Origin of the sequence: Bacillus cereus group sp. BceL220, assembly GCF_051776965.1 — a bacterium.
Lineage (GTDB): Bacteria > Bacillota > Bacilli > Bacillales > Bacillaceae_G > Bacillus_A > Bacillus_A cereus.
Map to the genome: position 1 here is coordinate 33,610 of NZ_JBPWBC010000021.1, position 24,847 is coordinate 58,456.

Genomic DNA, 24,847 nt, shown 5'->3' on the forward strand with positions numbered 1-24,847 from the left:
CTCCCTTTTAGTCTACAGGTTATCCCAATTATTCCTTAGTTGTCTCAACTTCGACATTCAATTTATCTGCTGATTGATGATCATCGTCATCTTCTGTATCACGCATTTCAATTTCTGTATCGTCGCTAGACATCATTTTAACGTCCATACCTAAACTTTGCAGCTCTTTAATCAATACTTTGAATGATTCAGGAACGCCTGGTTCTGGAACATTTTCGCCTTTAACAATTGCTTCATAAGTCTTAACACGTCCAACAACATCATCAGACTTCACTGTTAAGATTTCTTGAAGAGTATAAGCAGCACCGTAAGCTTCAAGTGCCCAAACCTCCATCTCACCGAAACGCTGTCCACCGAACTGAGCTTTACCTCCAAGAGGTTGCTGCGTTACAAGTGAGTATGGTCCAGTAGAACGAGCATGAAGTTTATCGTCAACCATGTGCGCAAGTTTGATCATATACATGACACCAACAGATACGCGGTTATCGAATGGTTCACCAGTACGTCCGTCATACAGGATTGTTTTCGCGTCATTTGCCATACCAGCTTCTTCAATTGTGCCCCAAACATCTTCCTCACGAGCACCATCGAATACTGGTGTTGCAATGTGAATGCCCAGGTATCTTGCTGCCATACCAAGATGAAGCTCTAATACCTGACCGATATTCATACGAGATGGTACCCCTAATGGGTTTAACATGATATCGATTGGCGTACCGTCTGGTAAGTAAGGCATATCTTCTTCTGGTAAAATACGAGAAATAACACCTTTGTTACCGTGACGTCCGGCCATCTTGTCACCTTCAGAAATTTTACGTTTTTGAACGATATATGCACGTACAAGTTGATTCACGCCTGGTGGCAATTCATCGCCATCTTCACGGTTGAATACTTTTACGTCTAAGATAATACCGCCACCACCGTGTGGTACACGTAGTGATGTATCACGTACTTCACGCGCTTTTTCTCCAAAGATAGCATGTAATAGACGTTCTTCAGCTGTTAATTCTGTTACACCTTTAGGTGTTACTTTACCAACAAGTAAATCTCCATCTTTTACTTCAGCACCAACGCGAATGATACCGCGCTCGTCAAGGTTACGTAATGCGTCTTCCCCAACGTTTGGAATGTCACGTGTAATTTCTTCTGGTCCAAGCTTCGTATCACGAGCTTCTGATTCATATTCTTCAATATGAATAGAAGTGTACACATCATCTTTTACAAGGCGCTCACTCATGATGATCGCATCCTCGTAGTTATAACCGTCCCAAGTCATGAAGCCAACAAGCACGTTACGTCCAAGTGCTAGTTCACCTAATTCCATAGAAGGACCATCCGCAAGGATTTCACCTTTTACAACTTCATTTCCAACACTTACGATTGGACGTTGGTTGTAACAAGTTCCTTGGTTAGAACGAATGAATTTTTGCATTTTGTAGCGATCTAAGTCGCCTTTTACTGTTTGACCGTCAACTTCTACATAGCGACGTACCCAAACTTCACGTGCTTCTACGCGCTCAACAACACCAGGATGTTTACAGATTACTGCAGCACCTGAGTCTTTTGCTGATACGTACTCCATACCTGTACCTACAATCGGAGATTCCGGATTCATTAACGGAACCGCCTGACGTTGCATGTTCGCTCCCATAAGTGCGCGGTTAGAGTCATCGTTTTCTAAGAACGGAATACAAGCTGTCGCTGCCGACACTACTTGTTTTGGAGATACATCCATGTAGTCGATGCGTTCTCTATTTGTGACAATGTTTTCACCACGGAAACGAGCTACGATATCTTCACTTAGGAATTCACCTTCATCAGATAATTTCATATTCGCTTGGGCTACAACATAGTTATCTTCTTCATCTGCTGTTAAATAATCAACATGCCCTGTTACAAGACCAGTTTCTGGGTCAACACGACGATATGGTGTTTCAATGAAACCAAACTCATTTACTTTCGCGAACGAAGATAATGAGTTAATCAAACCGATGTTTGGTCCCTCTGGTGTTTCAATCGGACACATACGACCGTAGTGGGAGTAATGAACGTCACGTACTTCAAAGCCTGCGCGCTCACGCGTTAAACCACCAGGTCCTAATGCAGATAGTCTTCGTTTGTGAGTTAACTCTGCTAATGGATTTGTTTGGTCCATGAACTGAGATAACTGAGAACTTCCGAAGAACTCTTTAATAGATGCAATAACAGGACGAATATTAATTAGCGCCTGTGGTGTAATTGCATTTGTATCTTGGATCGACATTCTCTCACGAACAACACGTTCCATACGAGAAAGACCGATACGGAATTGATTTTGTAATAGTTCTCCAACAGAACGCAGACGACGGTTTCCTAAATGGTCAATATCATCTGTATCCCCTACTTTGTATAGTAGGTTGAAGAAGTAACTGATAGAAGCAAGGATATCACCTGGTGTGATGTGTTTCACATCACGAGTAATATTTGCATTACCAATTACATTAATTACACGTTCGCCTTCCGACTCAGGAGCATAAATCTTAATAGATTGCAGCTCAACATCGCCTTCTACCACTCCACCCATTGGTTTCGCTGTTTTGAATCCAATGTTTTTCTCTAAGTAAGGTAAAATGCGATCAAGTGTACGACGATCTAAGATTGTTCCTTCTGCCGCTAAAATTTCACCAGTTTCTGGATCCACTAATGTTTCAGCTAAACGTTGATTAAACAATCTGTTTTTAATGTGTAACTTCTTGTTGATCTTATAGCGACCTACATTTGCTAAATCGTAGCGCTTTGGATCGAAGAAACGAGACACAAGTAAGCTCTTAGCATTTTCTACTGTTGGTGGTTCACCAGGACGTAGACGCTCATAAATTTCAAGCAATGCTTTTTCTGTACTATCTGTGTTGTCTTTTTCTAATGTGTTGCTTAAGTATTCGTTATCACCTAAAAGCTCGGTGATTTCTTGATCAGAGCCAAACCCTAATGCGCGTAACAAAACAGTTACAGGAAGTTTACGCGTACGGTCAATACGCACATATACAACATCCTTAGCATCTGTCTCATACTCTAACCAAGCTCCGCGGTTTGGAATTACAGTAGCAGTAAAACCACGTTTTCCGTTTTTATCCACTTTGCCACTATAGTATACGCTTGGAGAGCGAACTAACTGGGAAACGATAACACGTTCTGCACCGTTAATTACGAATGTTCCAGTCTCTGTCATGAGTGGGAAATCTCCCATGAACACATCTTGTTCTTTTACTTCACCAGTTTCCTTGTTGATTAGACGCACTTTTACACGAAGTGGTGCTGCATACGTCACATCACGCTCTTTGCATTCGTCTACAGAGTATTTAGGTTCACCTAAGCTGTAGTCGATAAATTCAAGCGATAGATTTCCCGTAAAGTCTTCAATCGGAGAAATGTCTTGGAACATTTCTCGCAAACCCTCATCAAGAAACCACTGATAAGAAGAGGTTTGAATTTCGATAAGATTTGGTAACTCTAATACTTCACTAATACGGGCATAACTTCTTCGTTGGCGGTGGCGTCCGTATTGAACTAGTTGACCTGTCAACTGCTTCACCCCTCAAATCATGAGTATTATAAATGCACAAAAAAATTTGTGCAAAATCACAAATAAATACAACTACTGCTATTAGCGTAGTCTTTTTCTCTTAAAGATAAATACGTTGAGTCTTTCTACCTGCTCAAAAAAGAAAAATGGCTTCTATAAGAAAACCATCATTCTGTTTCATAATCTGCTGATTTTACTATCTTTTCCAAGAGAAACAAAAATATACATCTTTCTCAACGCAGAAAATCATATATTGGCATTGTATAATGTTAACATAGCCAAAAATAACCGTCAACGTTTTTTTGATTTTATGATATAATATCCTTTTTTCTTTTCTACAATCTCAACTTCAGAAAATACTTCTTCTAGTTTTTTCAGCGCAGATGGTGCACCTTGCTTCTTTTGAATAACAATCCAAAGTTCTCCACCTGGAACTAAATACTCCACAGCTTTTTCTAAAATCTCATGTACGATATCTTTACCCGCACGAATTGGAGGGTTAGATAGAATAGCAGCATACTCGCCATCTACATTTTCATAGACGCTACTTTGAAAAATACGTATATTCTCGATTCTGTTATTAGCGGCATTTTCTTTCGCAAGCCCAAGCGCCCTTTCATTCACATCCACCATGTGAACTTCACAACCTTGAAACTCTTTCGCTAACGACAAACCAATAGGACCGTATCCACAACCTACGTCTAATATATTACCTTTAATATCCGGCATTTGAAACGCTTCAATTAAAAGACGAGAACCAAAGTCCACCTCGTTTTTCGAAAATACCCCATGGTCAGATAAAAAAGTAAATTGAGATCCACGAAGTGGAAATTCCCATCGTTTACGATCACTTTTACTAGAAGGGTCGTTAGAAAAATAATGGTCTGCCATATGGCCACCTCTTTTCTTTACAGTTAAAAAAAAAGCTCGCATGAGAGCGAGCTTTTTTTAAAGCATCAAAAGTTAATTACTTAACTTCTACAGCAGCGCCAACTTCTTCAAGTTTAGCTTTCATTTCTTCAGCTTCCTCTTTAGAAACGCCTTCTTTGATTGCTTTTGGAGTGTTGTCAACTAATTCTTTAGCTTCTTTTAAGCCAAGACCAGTGATTTCACGTACAGCTTTGATAACTTTGATTTTTTGAGCGCCAGCACTTGCAAGTACTACGTCAAACTCAGTTTTTTCAGCAGCAGCTTCACCAGCGCCACCAGCTACAGCTACAGGAGCAGCAGCAGTTACGCCGAATTCTTCCTCGATAGCTTTTACTAAGTCGTTAAGTTCTAATACAGTCATAGATTTAACTGCTTCAATGATTTGTTCTTTAGTCATTGTAAATATCCTCCCTTAAATAGGTTTGTATTGTTTTATAGATAACAAGTAATTATCTTTTAAAAAATTAAGCGCCTTGCTCTTCCTTTTGTTCTGCAACTGCTTTAGTAGCAAGTGCAAGGTTACGGATTGGAGCTTGAAGAACGCTAAGAAGCATAGAAAGTAAGCCTTCACGTGATGGAAGAGTAGCGATTGCTTTAACCTCATCAAGTGTTACAAGTTTACCTTCGATTACGCCCGCTTTAATTTCTAAAGCTTCATGTTTTGTAGCGAAGTCGTTTAATACTTTCGCAGGAGCAACTACATCCTCGTTACTGAACGCGATTGCGTTTGGTCCTGTTAAGAATTCGTTTAACTCAGCCATTTCAGCAGATTCTGCAGCACGACGAGTTAGAGAGTTTTTGTAAACTTTGAACTCAACGCCAGCTTCACGTAATTGCTTACGTAATTCTGTTGCTTCAGAAACTGTTAAACCACGGTAGTCAACAACAATTGTAGATTTACTAGCACGAAGTTTGTCCGCGATTTCAGTTACAACTTGTTGTTTAGTTTCGATTACTTTGCTCATGTTATTACACCTCCTGTAGATTATATAGAAGATGTACCGAAAGTGCACTAAAAACCTCCATGCCCAACTTGTAGACATGGAGGCATATAGTCACAGAAAAAAATTCCGTTTCGTATATTAACACCTAGGTAGGAAATTAAGTCTATTGACACCTACTGTCTACGGTACACTATTTAAATTCACAACATAAATGATTATATTAAATCTTCTTTATGAAGTCAACTTCCAATTTTTACGCTAATGTAGAAACGTCTACGCGTACGCCAGGTCCCATTGTAGAAGCAACTGTTACATTCTTCATGTAAGTACCTTTTGCAGCAGATGGCTTAACTTTTAATAAAGTGTCAGCGATTGTTTTGAAGTTTTCTACTAATTTAGCATCTTCGAAAGATACTTTACCGATTGGAACATGGATGTTACCAGCTTTATCAACGCGGTATTCAACTTTACCAGCTTTGATTTCGTTAACAGCTTTAGTTACATCGAAAGTAACTGTTCCAGTTTTAGGGTTTGGCATTAAACCTTTAGGTCCTAATACGCGACCAAGTTTACCAACTTCACCCATCATGTCAGGAGTTGCTACTACTACATCGAAATCGAACCAACCTTGTTGGATTTTACCGATGTAATCAGTATCGCCTACGAAGTCAGCGCCAGCAGCTTCAGCTTCTTTAGCTTTTTCACCTTTAGCGAACACTAATACACGTTGTACTTTACCAGTACCGTGCGGAAGAACAACTGCACCACGGATTTGTTGGTCAGCTTTCTTAGGGTCAACACCTAAACGGAATGCAGCTTCTACAGTTGCATCAAATTTAGCTGTGTTTGTTTTCTTTACTAATTCTACTGCTTCTGTTGCAGAGTAAGCAGATGCACGATCAACAAGCTTTGCAGCTTCTACGTACTTTTTACCTCTTTTAGCCATTTTTATTTCCTCCTCGAATGTGGTTTTAGCGGAATAACCTCCCACGTTTACGCCTGTTTTCAGGTATAACCTGAGGATGAGCGCCATCCATTTATTTAAAAACAATAATCATTTACGATAATAAAGGTTGCGAATTGGAATTCCAGACCCGCAACCTTTTTTAAAAACAAATCGAATTAGTCTTCGATAACGATGCCCATACTGCGTGCAGTACCTTCAACCATACGCATTGCAGCTTCTACGCTAGCAGCGTTTAGGTCAGGCATTTTAGTTTCAGCGATTTCGCGTACTTTATCACGCTTAACAGTTGCCACTTTATTACGGTTTGGTTCACCAGAACCAGACTCAATACCAGCTACTTTCTTAAGAAGAACAGCAGCAGGAGGAGTTTTAGTAATGAAAGTGAATGAACGGTCCTCAAATACCGTAATTTCAACAGGGATGATAAGACCAGCTTGATCTGCTGTACGAGCGTTAAACTCTTTACAGAAGCCCATGATGTTAACACCTGCTTGTCCTAATGCTGGACCAACTGGTGGAGCTGGGTTAGCTTTACCTGCAGGAATTTGAAGCTTTACCATTTTAATTACCTTTTTAGCCACGAGACACACCTCCTTAAGTCCGTGATGTGGTCAATTGGACAGTGATTTGCCCTCCCACGTCATATTTTATCTGTAAGGATAAAATCTTTCAAAAAACGTCTCCGATAACGAAGACGTACTGACTTAAAAGATATTATCACTTTTTACAATTCATTTCAAGTTTCATTTTATAATTTTTCAATTTGATGGAAGTCAAGTTCAACTGGAGTCTCGCGACCAAACATGTCCACAAGTACGCTAACCTTTTTCTTCTCCACATCAATTTCTTCAATAGCACCTGTATAATCTGCGAATGGCCCCTCATTTACACGTACTGTCTCATGAAGTTCAAAGTCGAAATCAACCACTTCGTTGTCCATTCCCATATGTTTCATAATGGTAACAACTTCCTCTTCTAATAGAGGTGATGGTTTAGATCCAGAACCAGAAGAACCAACGAACCCAGTTACACCCGGCGTGTTACGTACAACATACCAAGAATCATCAGTCATGATTAATTCTACTAATACATAACCTGGGAACACTTTTCTTTTCATTAATTTTTCTTTTCCGTTTTTCATTTCTACTTCTACTTCTTCCGGGACAACAACACGGAAAATTTTATCTTGCATACCCATTGATTCTACACGCTTCTCTAGGTTTGCTTTTACTTTATTTTCATATCCAGAATAAGTATGGACAACATACCAACTTTTTTCCATTCATTTAGGACGAGCGTCCTTCCCTCCCTGACGTACATTTTTTTGCGCAAATGAAAAAACCCGTTCACCGGGCTTTTACACAGTTCTTATAAATAACATTATATCATGGATAAGTGCTTCTTATTCAAGAATTAACCAAGAATTAACCGAATTAAAGAAGAAATGCCCATATCAACTACTGCGAAGAAAATCGCAAAGAACACAACTGTAGCAACAACAGTCGCTGTTGAGCGGAGTAATTCATCTTTTTTAGGCCAACTTACTTTTTTCATTTCGCGACCTACATCGCCGAAAAAGTTCGTTAAACGCATCTGCGGGACCTCCAGTGTATTATTTCAATTATTTATTTTGTTTCCTTGTGAACTGTATGCTGATTGCATGTTTTACAAAACTTTTTTATTTCAAGTCGCTCTATTGAGCTCGTATCTTTCATAGTAGAGTAGTTTCGATTTTTACACTCTTCACATGAGAGTACAACTTTTTTCCTCATTAGTTACACCAACCTTGTAACATTATGTCCCTAAAAATGTATCATACAATAAAAGACAATGTCAATGACATGCATTTTGTACTGTCTACAAAAGAAAACAGGTGATTTATTTTACACCTGTTGCACTTGTTATTTGTTATGAATTTAAAGTTGTACTTTCTCGCATTTCCATATATCGTTCCAATTTCCTCTTCACCCGCTGTAAAGCGTTATCAATAGATTTCACATGTCTGTTTAACTGTTCTGAAATCTCTTGATAAGAACGCCCATCTAGATATAAAGAAAGTACTTTTCTTTCTAAATCGCTTAATAATTCTGATATTTTTGATTCTATGTCTGTATATTCTTCTTGGCTAATAATCATCTCTTCAGGATCAGTTACCTTCGCTTCAGAAATAACATCCAATAATGTTCGATCAGATTCCTCATCGTAAATCGGCTTATCTAAAGACACATACGAATTTAAGGGAATATGTTTTTGCCTTGTTGCCGTTTTAATAGCGGTAATAATTTGTCGAGTGATACACAGTTCAGCAAATGCTTTGAATGAAGACAGCTTGTCCTCTTTATAATCACGAATTGCTTTAAACAATCCTATCATACCTTCTTGAACAATATCTTCTCGATCGGCACCCACTAAAAAGTAAGATCTTGATTTCGCGCGAACAAAGTTCTTATATTTGTGAATTAAATATTCTAGAGCGTCAGTATTACCTTTTCGAACTAACTCAACGATTGCCTCATCCTCTAAATCACGAAATGTAACGTCGCCTACACTTACGAAGCCTGCTTCCACCTTGATCCCTCCGACCGCTATTTATTTAGCAATATTATACAGTAAAAAGACAAAGAGCGTCAATGCTTCAACGCTCTCCTCTTCTTAATTTTTCTAATTTTTCTGTAATATCTTTACTAAATATCTTTCGCATGGCGGGTTGCTGTTCTTTCGTGTCTTTTGTACGCCTTCTTACTTGTTGCTCCATTGCCTGTACTTCCAACTCTAATTCACGCGCAGATTTCCGAAGGGCACCTTGCGCAAATATAACCCATTGTTCCGTGTAATCAGAAGTCGCAACATATATTCGTGTATTTATATTTCTAAGCTCTATCGCAAGTTGCTCTATCTTTTCGTCTGCAGTTTGATTCTTTCGTGTGAATATTACTTCCACACGAGATTGTTTCATCTTTTTTTCAATACCATGTACTGTATAGGCATCAAAGACTATCATCACTTTTGTACCTGTATAACCTTGATAATCCGCCATCTTATCAATAAGTGCATCTCTTGATGATTGTAAATCTACATCCCGCAGTTTCTTCAAATCTCCCCAAGCTCCGATAATGTTGTAACCGTCAACGATTAAAATATCGTTCATCTTTTATTTACCAATTTCGTGACGTTTACGATATACCTCATACATTAACAAACTTGCGGCTACGGAAGCATTTAAGGATGTAACTTTACCAACCATCGGTAGAGTGATTAGGAAATCACACTTTTCACCAATAATACGACTCATACCTTTTCCTTCACTACCAATTACTAACCCAATTGGCATTTTACCATCTAAATTACGGTAATCCGTTTTCCCTTTGGCATCTGTACCAGCAATCCAAAGTCCACGTTCTTTTAATTCATCAATTGTACGGGATAAGTTCGTTACGCGCGCAACAGGAATGTATTCAATCGCTCCTGTTGATGCTTTCGCAACTGACGCTGTAAGCCCCACAGCCCTTCTCTTTGGAATAATAATTCCATGAGCTCCTGTCGCATCAGCAGTACGCATAATAGAACCTAGGTTATGGGGATCTTCAATCTCATCTAAAATTAAGAAGAATGGATCTTCATTACGTTTTTCTGCCACTTTGAATAACTCTTCTAACTCCGCATACTGATATGCAGCTACTTGAGCAATTACACCTTGATGATTACCCTCAACTAATTGATCTAACTTTTTCTTTGGTGCATGTTGTAAAATAACCTTATTTTCTTTCGCTAACGCTAGTACAATCTGTACTTGTCCTTTGGCAGCACCTTCTGCGATCCAAATTTTATTTATATCTCTCCCTGATCGTAACGCCTCAATTACAGGGTTACGTCCGATAATATATTCACTACTCATGATGATGTGCCCCCTTCCTTTTCTTCTAAAACTGCAATTGCCTTATATACAATTTCGTCTAATCTTTCACGGTTATTTAATAAATGATGATAACCAATTAGCGCTTCAAAGGCTGTACTATGTCGATATGTTTGTACATCCGTATTTTTTGGAACTGTACCTGAATTTGCATTACGTCCTCTTCTTAATACCGCCTCTTCTTCCTCTGTCAAAAACGCCGTCTCTAATAAATGATAAACAACTTTCGCCTGTGCTTTTGCTGAAACAAAGCTCGTCCCTAATCGATGTAATTGATTAGGGCGAACTTTCCCTTTTTGAAGTAGGTGATAGCGGATATATTGTTCATATACCGCATCACCCATGTATGCTAACGCTAAGCTGTTTAATTGCTTTGCATCAATCATTCTTATCCTCTTTTCCATCTTGTACCTTGAGCGGTATCTTCTAAAATAATATTACGGTCTTTTAAGTCATCGCGAATTTGATCTGATAATGCAAAATCACGATTTTTACGAGCTTCAATGCGTTTTTGAATAAGTGCCTCAATTTCTTCATCAAGCAACTCTTCTTGCGCTAATTCTAACCCTAAAATATCAAATAATGTTTCAAGTTGTTTTACGTATGCTTCAATTACCACTGTAGACGTATGTTCTTCCAGTAAATATTGATTCGCATGATTTGCCACATTATATAACTCAGTGATTGCATTAGCAGTGTTGAAGTCATCATTCATCGCTTCTTCAAATGCAGTCTGGAATTTTTCCAGTTCCGCTAACCATTTCTCATTATGGTCTGTTAAATCAGTACTACTCTCCATACGGTGTTTTAAGTTACCGTAAGCCGTCTTAATTCTTTCCAGTCCGTTATTTGTGCTTTGTAATAACTCTTCACTGAAATTAATTGGATGACGGTAATGTACCGATAGCATAAAGAATCTAATTAACTGCGGATTATATTGCTTAATGATATCGTGAACTAAAATAAAGTTCCCCAATGACTTAGACATCTTCTCATTATTAATATTAATATATCCATTGTGCATCCAGTAACGTGCAAATGTTTTTCCAGTTAACGCCTCAGACTGCGCAATTTCATTCTCATGATGAGGAAATGCTAAGTCTTGACCACCAGCATGAATATCGATTGTATCTCCTAAGTATTTACGTGCCATTGCCGAGCATTCAATATGCCAGCCTGGACGACCTTTCCCCCAAGGGCTTTCCCAGAAGATTTCTCCTTCTTTAGCATCTTTCCATAAAGCAAAATCAAGAGGGTCTTGTTTCTTTTCTCCTACTTCAATACGCGCACCGTGACGTAAGTCTGCGATTGGTTGATGCGATAATTTACCGTATCCTTCGAATTCCTTCGTTCTAAAGTACACATCACCTTCTGATTCATATGCATATCCTTTATTCACAAGTTCTTGAATAAATTCAATAATGATATCCATATTTTCCGTTACACGCGGATGAACTGTTGCGTGTTTGCAACCTAGTGCCGTTACATCCTCAAAGTACGCTTCAACGAAACGGTCAGCAATTGTCGGCACATCTTCACCTAATTCATTTGCTGCTTTAATTAATTTATCATCTACGTCAGTAAAGTTGGACACATACTGCACATCATACCCTTTATATTCTAAATAACGGCGTACCGTATCAAATACCATAGGTGGTCTTGCATTCCCAATGTGAATATAGTTATAAACTGTAGGTCCACACACATACATCTTTACCTTATTTTCTTCTAATGGAGTAAACTCTTCCTTTTGACGTGTTAACGTATTATAAATGTGAATAGTCATTTTTATCCTTCCTTTCTACCTTTACTTCAAGTTGTTTTTTCAATTTATCAAGTTCTACTTCCATGACCTTTAACTTATCAAAAATTGGGTCTGGAAGGTCAGAATGATTTAATTCTTGACCGATTTTTACTCCATTTTGAATAACGACTCGGCCAGGTATACCTACAACTGTAGAATGTGCAGGGACTTCTTTTAATACGACAGAACCTGCTCCAATTTTAGAATTCTCTCCAACTGTAATAGAACCTAGTACTTTAGCACCTGTTGCAATTAATACATTATCCTGAATTGTAGGGTGCCTCTTTCCCTTTTCTTTACCCGTACCACCTAATGTAACCCCTTGATAGATCGTTACATTATCACCAATTTCGCACGTTTCTCCAATTACAACCCCCATTCCATGGTCTATGAAAAAACGACGACCAATTGTTGCTCCTGGATGAATCTCAATGCCAGTAAAGAAACGACTAACTTGTGAGATCCAACGTGCAATAAAGAAGAAATTTTTTTTATAAAAAGCATGTGCAATTCGATGGGCCCAAACTGCATGTAATCCAGAGTAAGTCAAAATGACTTCGAAATAACTTCTTGCCGCTGGATCCTGTTCAAAAACGACTTCAATATCTTCCCGAAGCCTCTTAAACATCGACGTTCCCTCCCCTTTATGGGCTGCTTTTTCGAATGAACTAACTCCCTACTTATCTCCCTAAATCTTTATACACGTAGATAAAATTTATACTCATACCCAGTTTTACGGTATAAAAAAAGACGCCTCTGTCATATTGACAGAGACGCCTTATAAGCGCGGTTCCACTCTGTTTAGGCTAAAAAAGCCTCAAACTCATCTCTGATAACGGTGTACACCGCTTCTGCTTACTTTACGCCCTAAGACGTTTCGCAAAACAATTTACTGTTCAGCAGAAGACTCGAAGGGGCATTTCAAAAATCCGCTTATAAACCACTTCCAGCCTAAAGGTGGTTCTCTCTGTAAAAAGCCTGATTTTCTACTTCTCCTTCTCGTCGCTTTTCCTTATTAGGTTTTAAGTATACTTATTATATTTCTAAACCTAGAAAATGTTAACCAATTACTTTTTGAAGACGATTTAAAACTTTTTCTTTTCCAAGAAGTGCAATAGCATTCGGAAGCTCTGGACCATGTGTTTGACCAGTAGTTGCAACACGGATTGGCATAAATAAGTTTTTACCTTTATGACCTGTTTCCTTTTGAACTGCTTTAATAGCCGCCTTAATTGCTGTTGGTTCCATCGCTTCTAGTGCTTCTACTTGACCAGCAAATGCACGAAGTACTTCTGGTACTTGTTCACCTTTTAATACTTCTTGTCCTTCTTCTTCATAATCAACATGATCTTTGAAGAACATTTCAGAAAGCTCTACAATTTCAGCTCCAAAACTCATTTGTTCATGGTATAAAGCAATTACACCACGGATCCAATCTTGATCTTGTTCACTTAAAGTTTCTCCCACACGTCCAGCTTTCACTAAATGCGGTAAACTTAACTCTACAACCGTATCTAAATCTTGCTTTTTCATATACTGGTTGTTCATCCATTTTAGTTTTTGAGAATCAAATAATGCAGGTGATTTTGATAAACGAGCTGCATCAAACATTTTGATAAACTCATCTTTAGAGAAGATTTCTTCTTCACCTACTGGTGACCAACCTAATAGCGCAATAAAGTTAAAGATTGCTTCTGGAAGATATCCAAGCTCTTTATATTGCTCAATAAATTGAATAATAGATTCATCACGCTTGCTTAATTTTTTACGACTTTCATTTACAATTAAAGTCATATGACCGAATTGTGGGATATCCCAACCGAAAGCTTCATAAATCATCATTTGTTTTGGCGTGTTTGAAATATGATCATCACCACGAAGTACATGTGTAATCTCCATTAAGTGATCATCTACTGCTACCGCAAAGTTATAAGTTGGGATTCCATCTTTTTTCACGATAACAAAATCACCAAAATCATTTGAATGGAATGCAACTTCGTCTTTTACGATGTCTTTGAATGTGTAATCACGATTAGCTGGTACACGGAAACGAATACTCGGAATACGTCCCTCAGCTTCAAATTCTTTCATTTGTTCTTCAGTTAAATCACGGTGGTTACCTGCATAACGAGGTGTTTCACCACGAGAAATTTGTCCTTCACGCTCTGCTTCTAGCTCTTCTTCTGTCATATAACATTTGTAAGCTAAACCACGCTCTAATAAATCTAGATATAATTTTTTATAAATATCTAAACGCTCTGTTTGACGATATGGTCCAAATTCACCGCCAACATCAACACCTTCATCCCAGTCCATACCGAGCCATTTTAAGTATTTTAATTGGCTTTCTTCTCCACCAGCCACGTTACGTTTTACATCAGTATCTTCAATACGAATAATAAACTTGCCATCTAAATGACGAGCAAATAAATAATTAAATAATGCCGTACGCGCATTTCCGATATGTAAGTGTCCTGTTGGACTTGGCGCATAGCGCACTCTCACTTGCTTTTCCATAATTGGTACACCTTCCATTCTTAATGTCTACACATTCTATAATTGTACAACAAAAAAATGTGATTATCCATCTTACGAATTAAAAACCATTATTTTTTCTGTAATAATACCACTGCTTGAGAGGCAATTCCTTCTTCCCTACCTGTAAATCCTAATTTTTCTGTTGTAGTTGCCTTTACATTAATGTTATCTATAGACGTTTCTAACAGTTCACTAATACGTTTACGCATACTTTCAATATGCGGTGCCATTTTTGGCTTTTGAGCAATGATTGTACAATCTAAATTCCCTAACTCGTAACCTTGTTCACGCACAAATTCCCAAACTTTTTGCAACAATACAGCTGAATCTGCATCTTTAAAAGCTGGGTCTGTATCAGGAAAATGCTTTCCGATATCTCCTGCTGCAATGGCACCTAAACATGCATCAGCAATCGTATGTAACAATACATCTGCATCTGAATGGCCGATTAATCCTTTCTCGTGTGGAATTGTAATTCCGCCAATAATTAACGGTCTACCTTCTGCAAATTCATGCACGTCAAAACCTTGTCCAATTCGAAACATTCTTTACATCCTCCTTGAGCTAAACCACTGAGCTTTATGACTCTATATTATATCGATATCCTTACAAAGAAAAGCCCGGCCATTGCCGAGCTTTTCTTTGTTATACACTATCACGGCTATTTTTTCAGAACATGAAGGAAACTTTCAGCAATTAGTAAATCCTCTGGAGTCGTCACTTTAATATTATAGTAACTCCCTTCTACTACACCTACTTGCTTTCCAATACGTTCCACGAGACTTGCATCATCTGTACCAAGAAAACAGCTCTGTTTTGCACTTCTATGAGCTTCTAGCAAAAGAGAAACAGAGAACCCTTGCGGTGTTTGTACAGCCTTAAGCTGAGATCGTTCTACCGTTTCGACAACAACACCTTGCTCTACCTTCTTAACTGTATCCTTTACTGGCACTGCACAAATGGAAGCTCCATATTTTTCTGCTGCTGTTAATACATCTTGAATCACTTTATTCGTTACGAATGGGCGCGCTCCGTCATGTACAAGAACGTATTCAACATCACTCGCATGCTGAATCGCGTTATATACACTATCTTGTCTTTCGGCTCCACCCTGAATAAATTGTACCTGTTTTTCAATCGGATACTTCTGCATTAATTCTTCAAAATACGGGCGTTCCTCTTCGTTAATTGCCATAACAATACTTTTGCACGCTTTATCTCTTTCAAAAGCACGTAATGTATGAACGATAATCGGTACTTCATTTATAAGTAAGAACAACTTATTTTTGCCAGCACCCATCCGCTTTCCTTGGCCGGCTGCCGGAATAATTAATGTATACATATTAATAATCCTCTACCTATAATGCTTTTTCTAATAATTTACGTTTTGCGAAAATCATACGACCAGCTGATGTTTGTAATACGCTAGTAACCAGTACATTAAGTTGCGAACCTACATACTCTCTACCATCTTCTACTACAATCATCGTACCATCATCTAAGTACGCAACACCTTGGTTTTGCTCTTTACCATCTTTCACAACATAAACATTTAATTCTTCGCCAGGGAGTACAACTGGTTTAATTGCATTAGCTAAATCATTAATGTTTAACACTGTTACTCCTTGTAATTCAGAAACTTTATTTAAGTTAAAATCATTCGTTACTACAGTTCCACCGGTGATTTTTGCTAACTTTACAAGTTTGCTATCCACCTCTTGGATATCCTCGAAATCGCCTTCATAAATTTCTACCGGAATCGGCATCTCTTTTTGAATACGATTTAAAATGTCTAGTCCTCTGCGACCACGATTACGCTTTAAAGCATCGGAAGAATCGGCAATATGCTGAAGCTCTTCTAATACGAATTGTGGAATCACAATTGTTCCTTCCAAAAACTTCGTTTGGCAAATGTCAGCAATACGTCCATCGATAATTACACTCGTATCGAGAATTTTCCAATGAGTCGTAGATTTTTCTGCTTCTGCCTCTTCGTTCTCGTTATTATTTTTCTTCTTACCTCCGCGTTGGGGTAATGTAAATAATCCTAGCAATTCATTCCTCTTTTTAAATCCTACTTGGAATCCTAAATATCCAAGTAAAAGAGTGAAGAACACTTGCAATACCGTACTAATAACCGGAATTGTAAATTCACGAATCGGTATTAAAATTAAATATGCAACAATAAGACCAGAGATCAATCCTAATGTACCAAATAAAACATCTGCTACAGGCGCCTTTACAAGAGCCTCTTCAATATGCTTAATAAGTTGAACAATATAATCTACAAGCCAAAATGTTGTTAAAAATAAAATAATTGCACCAATAATCGCACGAACATACGATCCTTCCAATAAAGGAACAGCACCGATGTCTAATACATTAATAACTTTTGGGATTAAGTAAATCCCTAACGCTCCCCCGATCACTAGAAAGAAGAGCTGTACGATCCGTTTTAACATCCAACCACCTCCTACTCATTATTAACCATTGTTTCGCTAATCAAAACGCCGAATGCAAAAGCGGACGTGTTTTTTTATAAATAGTTTTATTTACCAATATATCATATCATATACCAAAAATGTTCTAGTGTCGTTATATTATGGAATCAATGTAATATTCTTAATTGTGTCTACTCATATATAGATGCTCTTGAATTCTTTTTAAGCCTTCTCGTATTTTCTTCGCCCTTACTTCCCCAATTCCTTCCACATCATCCAATTCCTGAATAGTCGCGCGACAAACTCCTTGCAACGTTTTGAATCGATTAATTAAATTTTCAATGATAAGTGGCGGAACACGAGAGATTTTGCTTGTAATTCGATATCCCCTTGGCGTCACACTTTCTTCTAAACTGGTTTGCCCTGGGTAACCAAGTAATTTAACTAAATCACTATCCTCTAAAAGTTGTGTATTTGCAAGGTCCTGTAACTTTTTCAAAATTTGATGATGGTCTTGTGTTTTCTCCTGATGGTAATCTTTAATTAACAATGCTGCCTCTGCTTCTAAATCAGCTAGTAATTCTGTAAGCTGTAAACGAATTAACCTACCTTCTGTTCCTAGCTCATGAATATAGCTCAATATTTCATTTTTAATACGCAGTACCATTTCAACACTATGTAAAACGTGAACTACCTCAGACATTGTAACGACCTCTTCAAATTCTAGAATGCCCAAATTCGTAATACCATCATTCCATACAGCCTTATATTTTTCTAACGTTTGAATAGCTTGGTTTGCCTTTGTTAAAATAACCCCTATATCTTTTAGTGTATAACGTAAGTTCCCTTGATATAGCGTAATTACGTTACGTCTTTGTGAAATGGCCACAACAAGGCTGCCCGTCTGCTTCGCTACACGTTCTGCTGTTCGGTGACGCATACCGGTTTCAATAGAATCAATAGATGCCTCTGGAACTAACTGTGCATTCGCTATTAAAATTTTACTTCCCGTTTCATTTAAAATAAGTGCCCCGTCCATTTTTGCTAATTCATATAAACTAGCAGGAGAGAATGCACAATTAATGTGAAAACCACCATCCACAATACTTTTAATCTGCTCATTATATCCAAGAACAATTAGCCCCCCTGTTTGTGCGCGAAGTACATTATCTATCCCTTCACGCAGTGGTGTTCCTGGGGCCACGAGCTGTAAAATATTAATCATACTTTTGACACGTTGCTTATTTTCTTCCATAGCCTAGCCTCCTAATGTCAAACGAAGCGCTTCTCCTAAATTAGAAACACCTACAACCTCAATCCCATCCGGAATTGTCCATCCTCCTAAGTTTTTTCTAGGAATAATAACACGTTGAAATCCTAATTTAGCCGCTTCTTGTACACGTTGTTCGATTCTTGATACTCTTCTTATTTCTCCAGTTAATCCTACTTCTCCTATTACTGCATCAGTTGGTGCCGTAGATTTATCCCTAAAACTTGAGGCTATACTTAAAGCCACTGCTAAATCAATTGCCGGTTCGTCTAATTTCAAACCACCAGCTACTTTTAAATATGCATCTTGATTTTGCAATAGTAAACCTGTTCTTTTTTCTAATACTGCCATAATAAGCGAAACACGGTTATGATCAATTCCCGTCGCCATTCTTCGAGGATTTCCAAAACTAGTAGGGGAGATTAATGCTTGTATTTCTACTAAAACCGGTCTTGTTCCTTCCATTGAAGCAACTACTGTTGATCCTGCAACACCAACCGGCCTTTCCTCAAGGAAGATTTCAGAAGGATTTAAAACTTCCGCAAGACCAAGCTCTTTCATTTCAAAGATACCCATTTCATTCGTGGAACCAAAACGGTTCTTCACAGCCCGTAAAATACGATACGTATGGTGTCGATCTCCTTCAAAGTAAAGAACTGCATCGACCATATGTTCTAACATACGAGGTCCTGCAATTGCTCCTTCTTTTGTCACATGCCCGACAATGAAAATAGGGATTCCTTTTGTTTTTGCAAGTTTCATTAATTCCGCTGTACATTCACGTACTTGTGCCACACTTCCTGGTGCTGACGTCACTTCAGGTAAATGTATCGTTTGAATAGAATCAATAACAACAAAAGCTGGATTCATCTCTTCAATATGTGCTGCAATACGCTGCAGGTCTGTCTCTGCTACAACAAATAGATTGCTACCCTTTACATGCAAACGATCTGCACGAAGTTTAATCTGCTTTGCCGACTCCTCACCCGATATGTATAATACATCATATGAAGAATCTGCTAATTGTGATGAAATCTGTAATAGTAATGTTGATTTTCCAATCCCAGGGTCTCCACCAATAAGCACTAAGGACCCATCTACAATTCCACCACCAAGCACACGATTAAACTCTTGAAATTCCGTTTCAATACGTGCCTCAGACTTTGTTTCTACTTCGGTAAGACGTCTTGGTTTTGTTACTTCCGTTTGAATTGCATTCGCGTAATTAAGGCGCCTAGATGATACAACTGGCTCCATTTCTTCAACAAGTGTATTCCATTGACCACATCCAGGACATTTACCCATATATTTTGGTGACTGATAACCACATTCTTGACATATAAATTTCGTTTTCTTTTTAGCCATACCTTTTTATAGTTCACTTCACTTTCGTCTATAAACGTTTATCCTTCTCGTACAAGAAAGAGGGCTATCGCGTAGCCCTCTTTGTTTGTCTATACTTATTTTACCTTTTCCGCACTATGAATGACAAATGATTCTCCTTCTACATCAAAGATAACTTTTTGTCCTTTCTCAATAGCACCTTTTAAAAGTTCTTCTGATAGTCTATCTTCTACATGTTTCTGAATTGCTCTGCGAAGTGGACGAGCGCCATACTCACGATCAAATCCTTTATCTGCAATAGCTGAAATTGCCCCTTCCGTTAAGTGCAATTCGATTTCTTGTTCTTTTAAGCGATTAACTAACTGATTTACCATAAGAGTTACAATCTCTTGAATATGTTTTTTCTCAAGCATATGGAATACGATAATTTCATCAATACGGTTTAAGAATTCTGGACGAAATGCCTTTTTCAGCTCATCCATTACTTTACCTTTCATATCCGAATAATCACGGCTTTCATCTTGTACATTAAATCCAAGATGTTTGTTACGTTTTAACGCCTCGGCACCAACGTTAGACGTCATAATAACAATCGTATTACGGAAATCAACTGTACGTCCTTTAGAATCTGTTAAACGACCATCTTCTAATACTTGTAGTAAAATATTAAACACATCCGGATGAGCTTTCTCTACCTCATCTAATAAGACAACTGAATATGGCTTGCGACGAACTTTCTCTGTTAATTGTCCACCTTCTTCATATCCAACATATCCTGGAGGAGAACCAACTAAACGGGAAGTAGAATGCTTCTCCATGTATTCTGACATATCGATGCGAATCATTGCATCTTCATCACCGAACATAGATTCTGCTAGTGCTCTTGCAAGTTCTGTTTTACCTACACCTGTTGGCCCTAAGAAAATAAATGAACCAATTGGGCGCTTCGGATCTTTTAATCCTGCTCTTGCACGACGAACAGCTTTTGCTACAGCTACTACTGCTTCATCTTGACCAATCAAACGATCATGGAGAATGGATTCTAAATTTAATAATTTATCAGTCTCTGTTTGTGCAAGTTTAGAAACTGGGATACGCGTCCATGTAGAAACGACATTTGCAATATCTTCTACCGTAACCTCTGAATTTTCTTTTCCTTGTTGCTCTTTCCATTGACGTTTTGTATCTTCTAACTTCTCACGTAAGCGTTGCTCCATATCACGTAAGGATGCAGCCTTTTCAAATTCTTGACTTTGTACAGCTGCATCTTTTTCTTTTCGAATCTCCTCAAGCTTCACTTCAAGCTCTTTTAAGTTTGGTGGTGTTGTATAAGAACGTAAGCGAACTTTTGAAGCAGCTTCATCAATTAAATCAATTGCTTTATCTGGTAAAAAGCGATCTGTAATATAACGATCTGAAAGTTTTACAGCTGCATCAATAGCGTCATCTGTAATAGATACACGGTGATGCGCCTCATAACGATCACGTAAACCTTTCAAGATTTGAATCGATTCTTCTAAACTTGGCTCATCAACATGAATTGGTTGAAAACGTCTTTCTAAAGCCGCGTCTTTTTCAATATATTTACGATACTCATCTAAAGTTGTTGCCCCAATACATTGTAACTCTCCTCGTGCTAAAGATGGTTTTAAAATATTCGATGCATCGATTGCACCTTCTGCTCCACCTGCACCAATTAATGTATGAAGCTCATCAATAAATAGAATAATATTGCCTGCTTGGCGAATTTCATCCATCACTTTCTTTAAACGATCTTCAAATTCACCGCGATATTTCGTTCCAGCTACCACTGTACCCATATCTAGTGTCATAACACGCTTATCTCTTAAAGTTTCAGGAACTTCATTATTTACAATTTGCTGTGCTAATCCTTCTGCAATTGCCGTTTTACCTACACCAGGCTCACCAATTAATACTGGGTTGTTTTTCGTTCTACGGCTTAATACCTCAATTACACGTTGAATTTCTTTACCACGTCCAATAACAGGGTCTAAGCGATTTTCACGCGCAACAACTGTTAAGTCCCTTGCTAAACTGTCAAGTGTCGGTGTATTTGCATTTGATGCTGAACCACCTTGATGACCTGAACTAGCTTCATTACTTCCAAGAAGTTGTAAAACTTGTTGTCTTGCTTTATTTAGACTTACACCTAAATTATTTAAAACACGTGCGGCTACACCTTCACCTTCACGGATTAAACCGAGTAAAATGTGTTCTGTTCCAACGTAAGAATGGCCTAGCTTACGCGCTTCATCCATAGATAATTCAATAACCTTTTTAGCACGAGGTGTATAATGTACAGTTTGAGAAGCTTCTGTTCCACGCCCAATTAACGCTTCTACTTCTTTTTGAACTTTCTCTGGACTTAATCCAAGAGCAATTAATGCTTTTGCTGCAATTCCTTCACCTTCGCGTACAAGCCCAAGTAAAATATGTTCTGTTCCAATATTATTATGCCCAATACGAATTGCTTCCTCTTGAGATAAAGCTAATACTTTCTGTGCTCTTTCTGTAAATCTTCCAAACATCATAGAAATCGCCTCCTACTTGCGCTTAGTTTTTTTCAATACGTAATCGCTCACGGATTAAGGTTGCTCTTCGATAATCTCTTTCTTCTGGCCCTAAAGGTCCACCTGCGTATTGTTGTAAAATACCTGGTTGTGTAAGAACCATTAGCTCAGTCAAAATATTTCTCGATATACCTTTTATATATCCTAGATCAATACCAAGTCGTACATCCGATAAGCAATTGGCTGCTTCTGCAGATTGAATTAAACGACTGTTTGCTAGTATGCCGTAAGAACGATAAACCTTATCTTCAAGTTCAATACTTGAATTTTGTACAATTAATTCTCTAGCTATTTTTTCTTGCTGTATAATTTGTTGAATGACACTCTTTAAATCTGCAATAATATCTTCTTCAGACTTTCCTAGCGTCATTTGATTTGAAACTTGAAATATATTACCTAACGCTTCGCTACCTTCACCGTATATTCCTCTTACTACTAACCCTAATTTTTGAATTACTTGTATAATACGGCTAATTCTTTTTGTTAAAACCAGTCCCGGTAAATGAATCATCACAGAAGCTCTTAACCCTGTGCCAACATTAGTAGGACAACTTGTAATATATCCAAGTGACTCATCAAAAGCGTATTCAACTTCTTTCTCAATCCAATTATCTATTTGATTGGCGCTTTGAAGCGCCTCTGATAACTGTAATCCTGAAAATAGGCACTGAATCCGAATATGGTCTTCTTCATTAAGCATAACACTAATATGTTCACTTTCTGATAGTAGACATGCTCCATATTCTGTCCCTGCAAGATTTGGACTAATTAAATGCTTTTCGACTAAAACTCTCCTTTGAAGAGGGGTTAATTCATTCATCTTTAATAGTCCAAACTCCCCAAAGGACCCTACTGCTTTATTTATAAATTTCTTTTTGAATAGTTCATGAATCTGTTTAGCTTCTTCTTCGTTTTGCATAGTGGAAAATTGATATTGTTTAAAATTACGAGCCAAACGAATTCGACTACTTAAAACAATATCAGAATCAGGGCCATCCCCCTTCATCCATGGACTAATTGCTTCGTTCATAATTTTGTCCAGTGACATAGAATTATTCCCCCTCCCTATGCTCACTAAGCTGTATTTCAAGACCTCGGATTTTATCCCTTACCTCTGCAGCTTTCTCAAATTCCTCTTTCTGTACGTATTGTTTCAGAATAAGTTTTAGTTCATCTAATTCTTTCTTTAAGTGGATATTTCCTTCTATACGTTCCGGAATTTTTCCACAATGTTCTGTATGCCCACCGTGAAGGCGTTTTAATAATGGCTTTAAATGCTCCTTAAATGTATCGTAACAAGAAGAACAGCCAAAACGTCCGACTTTTGTAAATTGTTCATATGTCATCTTACAATCTGGACACCTTACTATATCTGCATTTGAAAATCCATTTTTTCCTTCTTCAAACATTGTTGATTCACCGTGTAATAAACCAGCAAATAAATCATGAAATGAAAAGTTAGACTGCGATGATTGAAAGAAAGACGTATAGCCACTTTGCTCTGCACATTGCTCACAAAGATGAACTTCCGCCTTCTTCTCGTTAATTACTTTTGTATAATGTAAAGTTGCTGGTCTTATGTTACAGTTTTGACAAGTCATCACTATCCCCACCTTTACAACAGGAACGCTCTATCTCATGGTACTTTTCATACATTACTAGATTGTTCGCTTTCCTGAATCCATTTAAATAAAAGTGCATGTTCTTTTTCAAAACTTCTACAATATTTAACTGCTTTATCTTAGTTATCAATCTTTTACAAAAGTTATATTTATTTATATTTCAGTGTTCTTAACATTGCGCATAATATTCGAGCCCTAAGTTCATCTCGAGAAGGAACATCCATTGATAATACAGAACGGTCTATTACACTTAACATCAGTTTCGCTTCACGATTTGTTATGATTCCCTCTTCTATTAAACGTATAATCATACTTTCTGCATTCCCTTGCGCAACGCTATGATCAATCATATGAAGCATTTGATCAATAATGTCTATATCATCATGCAGTTTGACTTTTATAATGCGAATGTAACCTCCTCCACCACGTTTACTTTCTACTACAAATCCTCTTTCTAACGTAAAACGGGTATTGATTACATAATTGATTTGAGATGGTACGCACTCGAATCGATCCGCAATCTCATTTCTCTTGATTTCAATCACATTATTATTACTTAAGTCAATAACTTGCTTTAGATATTGCTCAATGATATCAGATATATTTCTCATTTATCCGCCACCTTTATTGACTTTGACTATCTTTGACTTTAATTATATACGTATTAATAAAATTTGCAACTCTTTTGCTTATTCACTATCCTAGCCACATTCCCCTGTATTTAAACAAAATATGAATACTTTAAACACATTTTTTATTACTATGGATTATAAAATAAAACACGAAAAAACACGAGTCATTTGACTCGTGTTTTAGTTGCTTGGCGACGTCCTACTCTCACAGGGACAAGGTCCCAACTACCATCGGCGCTAGAGAGCTTAACTTCCGTGTTCGGTATGGGAACGGGTGTGACCTCTCTGC

25 protein-coding genes, 1 rRNA gene and 2 other annotated features are annotated in these 24,847 nt (G+C 37.8%); all 26 genes read right to left on the bottom strand.

Annotated features, from left to right (window positions below; genetic code table 11):
• Positions 1 to 28: 28 nt before the first annotated feature.
• Positions 29 to 3,562 (bottom strand): DNA-directed RNA polymerase subunit beta, encoded by a 3,534-nt coding sequence (gene rpoB, locus ACS2FK_RS27995; RefSeq protein WP_000147553.1) that lies wholly within the window; start codon positions 3,560 to 3,562, stop codon positions 29 to 31.
• A 291-nt stretch (positions 3,563 to 3,853) separates the two neighbouring features.
• A complete protein-coding gene (locus ACS2FK_RS28000; protein ID WP_063546193.1) occupies positions 3,854 to 4,453 on the bottom strand; it encodes a class I SAM-dependent methyltransferase in 600 nt (199 codons plus the stop codon).
• A 76-nt stretch (positions 4,454 to 4,529) separates the two neighbouring features.
• Positions 4,530 to 4,889, bottom strand: coding sequence for a 50S ribosomal protein L7/L12 (gene rplL, locus ACS2FK_RS28005; protein ID WP_000159737.1), 360 nt, complete (start codon positions 4,887 to 4,889; stop codon positions 4,530 to 4,532).
• Positions 4,890 to 4,956: 67 nt separating this feature from the next.
• Entirely contained in the window at positions 4,957 to 5,457 is a 501-nt protein-coding gene (gene rplJ / locus ACS2FK_RS28010; protein WP_000048718.1) for a 50S ribosomal protein L10, read from the bottom strand.
• A gap of 39 nt (positions 5,458 to 5,496) precedes the next feature.
• Positions 5,497 to 5,640, bottom strand: a sequence feature (ribosomal protein L10 leader region).
• Positions 5,641 to 5,689: 49 nt separating this feature from the next.
• Positions 5,690 to 6,382: a 50S ribosomal protein L1 gene (gene rplA, locus ACS2FK_RS28015; protein ID WP_002094239.1), complete on the bottom strand. Its 693-nt coding sequence runs from the start codon at positions 6,380 to 6,382 to the stop codon at positions 5,690 to 5,692.
• A 176-nt stretch (positions 6,383 to 6,558) separates the two neighbouring features.
• Positions 6,559 to 6,984 carry a 50S ribosomal protein L11 gene (gene rplK / locus ACS2FK_RS28020; RefSeq protein WP_001085872.1) on the bottom strand — a complete coding sequence of 142 codons (426 nt, stop codon included), beginning with the start codon at positions 6,982 to 6,984 and terminating at the stop codon, positions 6,559 to 6,561.
• A gap of 167 nt (positions 6,985 to 7,151) precedes the next feature.
• Positions 7,152 to 7,685: a transcription termination/antitermination protein NusG gene (nusG, locus tag ACS2FK_RS28025; protein WP_000415794.1), complete on the bottom strand. Its 534-nt coding sequence runs from the start codon at positions 7,683 to 7,685 to the stop codon at positions 7,152 to 7,154.
• A 131-nt stretch (positions 7,686 to 7,816) separates the two neighbouring features.
• On the bottom strand, positions 7,817 to 7,996 hold the full coding sequence (gene secE / locus ACS2FK_RS28030; RefSeq protein WP_001241323.1) for a preprotein translocase subunit SecE: 180 nt from the start codon (positions 7,994 to 7,996) through the stop codon (positions 7,817 to 7,819).
• 32 nt (positions 7,997 to 8,028) lie between these two features.
• Complete coding sequence (gene rpmG / locus ACS2FK_RS28035) at positions 8,029 to 8,175, bottom strand: 50S ribosomal protein L33 (RefSeq protein WP_014481927.1); 147 nt, start codon at positions 8,173 to 8,175, stop codon at positions 8,029 to 8,031.
• A gap of 136 nt (positions 8,176 to 8,311) precedes the next feature.
• Entirely contained in the window at positions 8,312 to 8,971 is a 660-nt protein-coding gene (locus ACS2FK_RS28040) for an RNA polymerase sporulation sigma factor SigH (protein WP_000387198.1), read from the bottom strand.
• A gap of 67 nt (positions 8,972 to 9,038) precedes the next feature.
• Positions 9,039 to 9,551 (bottom strand): NYN domain-containing protein, encoded by a 513-nt coding sequence (locus ACS2FK_RS28045; RefSeq protein ID WP_000997887.1) that lies wholly within the window; start codon positions 9,549 to 9,551, stop codon positions 9,039 to 9,041.
• 3 nt (positions 9,552 to 9,554) lie between these two features.
• The gene (rlmB, locus tag ACS2FK_RS28050) at positions 9,555 to 10,298 is read right to left on the bottom strand and encodes a 23S rRNA (guanosine(2251)-2'-O)-methyltransferase RlmB (protein WP_000093765.1); all 744 of its coding nucleotides are present in this window, start codon (positions 10,296 to 10,298) and stop codon (positions 9,555 to 9,557) included.
• Entirely contained in the window at positions 10,295 to 10,702 is a 408-nt protein-coding gene (locus tag ACS2FK_RS28055; protein ID WP_000564261.1) for a Mini-ribonuclease 3, read from the bottom strand. The genes rlmB and ACS2FK_RS28055 overlap by 4 nt, the downstream gene beginning before the upstream one ends.
• 2 nt (positions 10,703 to 10,704) lie before the next feature.
• A complete protein-coding gene (gene cysS / locus ACS2FK_RS28060; protein ID WP_000152273.1) occupies positions 10,705 to 12,102 on the bottom strand; it encodes a cysteine--tRNA ligase in 1,398 nt (465 codons plus the stop codon).
• A complete protein-coding gene (gene cysE / locus ACS2FK_RS28065; RefSeq protein WP_000476500.1) occupies positions 12,083 to 12,748 on the bottom strand; it encodes a serine O-acetyltransferase in 666 nt (221 codons plus the stop codon). Before cysE ends, cysS begins: the two co-directional genes overlap by 20 nt.
• A gap of 138 nt (positions 12,749 to 12,886) precedes the next feature.
• Positions 12,887 to 13,132, bottom strand: a binding site (T-box leader).
• 47 nt (positions 13,133 to 13,179) lie between these two features.
• Positions 13,180 to 14,637, bottom strand: a complete 1,458-nt coding sequence (gene gltX, locus ACS2FK_RS28070; RefSeq protein ID WP_063546191.1) for a glutamate--tRNA ligase — start codon at positions 14,635 to 14,637, stop codon at positions 13,180 to 13,182.
• 89 nt (positions 14,638 to 14,726) lie between these two features.
• Positions 14,727 to 15,203: a 2-C-methyl-D-erythritol 2,4-cyclodiphosphate synthase gene (gene ispF / locus ACS2FK_RS28075; protein ID WP_000488386.1), complete on the bottom strand. Its 477-nt coding sequence runs from the start codon at positions 15,201 to 15,203 to the stop codon at positions 14,727 to 14,729.
• Positions 15,204 to 15,319: 116 nt separating this feature from the next.
• Positions 15,320 to 16,000, bottom strand: coding sequence for a 2-C-methyl-D-erythritol 4-phosphate cytidylyltransferase (gene ispD, locus ACS2FK_RS28080; protein WP_000288307.1), 681 nt, complete (start codon positions 15,998 to 16,000; stop codon positions 15,320 to 15,322).
• Positions 16,001 to 16,016: 16 nt separating this feature from the next.
• A complete protein-coding gene (locus tag ACS2FK_RS28085) occupies positions 16,017 to 17,120 on the bottom strand; it encodes a PIN/TRAM domain-containing protein (RefSeq protein ID WP_000919679.1) in 1,104 nt (367 codons plus the stop codon).
• Positions 17,121 to 17,280: 160 nt separating this feature from the next.
• Positions 17,281 to 18,354 carry a DNA integrity scanning diadenylate cyclase DisA gene (gene disA, locus ACS2FK_RS28090; RefSeq protein WP_063546189.1) on the bottom strand — a complete coding sequence of 358 codons (1,074 nt, stop codon included), beginning with the start codon at positions 18,352 to 18,354 and terminating at the stop codon, positions 17,281 to 17,283.
• Positions 18,355 to 18,357: 3 nt separating this feature from the next.
• Entirely contained in the window at positions 18,358 to 19,734 is a 1,377-nt protein-coding gene (radA, locus tag ACS2FK_RS28095) for a DNA repair protein RadA (RefSeq protein WP_001085199.1), read from the bottom strand.
• Between the two features lie 95 nt (positions 19,735 to 19,829).
• Complete coding sequence (gene clpC, locus ACS2FK_RS28100; protein ID WP_000971170.1) at positions 19,830 to 22,265, bottom strand: ATP-dependent protease ATP-binding subunit ClpC; 2,436 nt, start codon at positions 22,263 to 22,265, stop codon at positions 19,830 to 19,832.
• 22 nt (positions 22,266 to 22,287) lie between these two features.
• Positions 22,288 to 23,352 carry a protein arginine kinase gene (locus tag ACS2FK_RS28105; protein ID WP_000050836.1) on the bottom strand — a complete coding sequence of 355 codons (1,065 nt, stop codon included), beginning with the start codon at positions 23,350 to 23,352 and terminating at the stop codon, positions 22,288 to 22,290.
• Positions 23,353 to 23,356: 4 nt separating this feature from the next.
• The gene (locus ACS2FK_RS28110) at positions 23,357 to 23,905 is read right to left on the bottom strand and encodes a UvrB/UvrC motif-containing protein (protein WP_000128385.1); all 549 of its coding nucleotides are present in this window, start codon (positions 23,903 to 23,905) and stop codon (positions 23,357 to 23,359) included.
• A gap of 170 nt (positions 23,906 to 24,075) precedes the next feature.
• A complete protein-coding gene (gene ctsR, locus ACS2FK_RS28115; protein ID WP_001244560.1) occupies positions 24,076 to 24,537 on the bottom strand; it encodes a transcriptional regulator CtsR in 462 nt (153 codons plus the stop codon).
• 207 nt (positions 24,538 to 24,744) lie between these two features.
• A 5S ribosomal RNA gene (rrf, locus tag ACS2FK_RS28120) occupies positions 24,745 to 24,847 on the bottom strand; the annotation flags it as partial.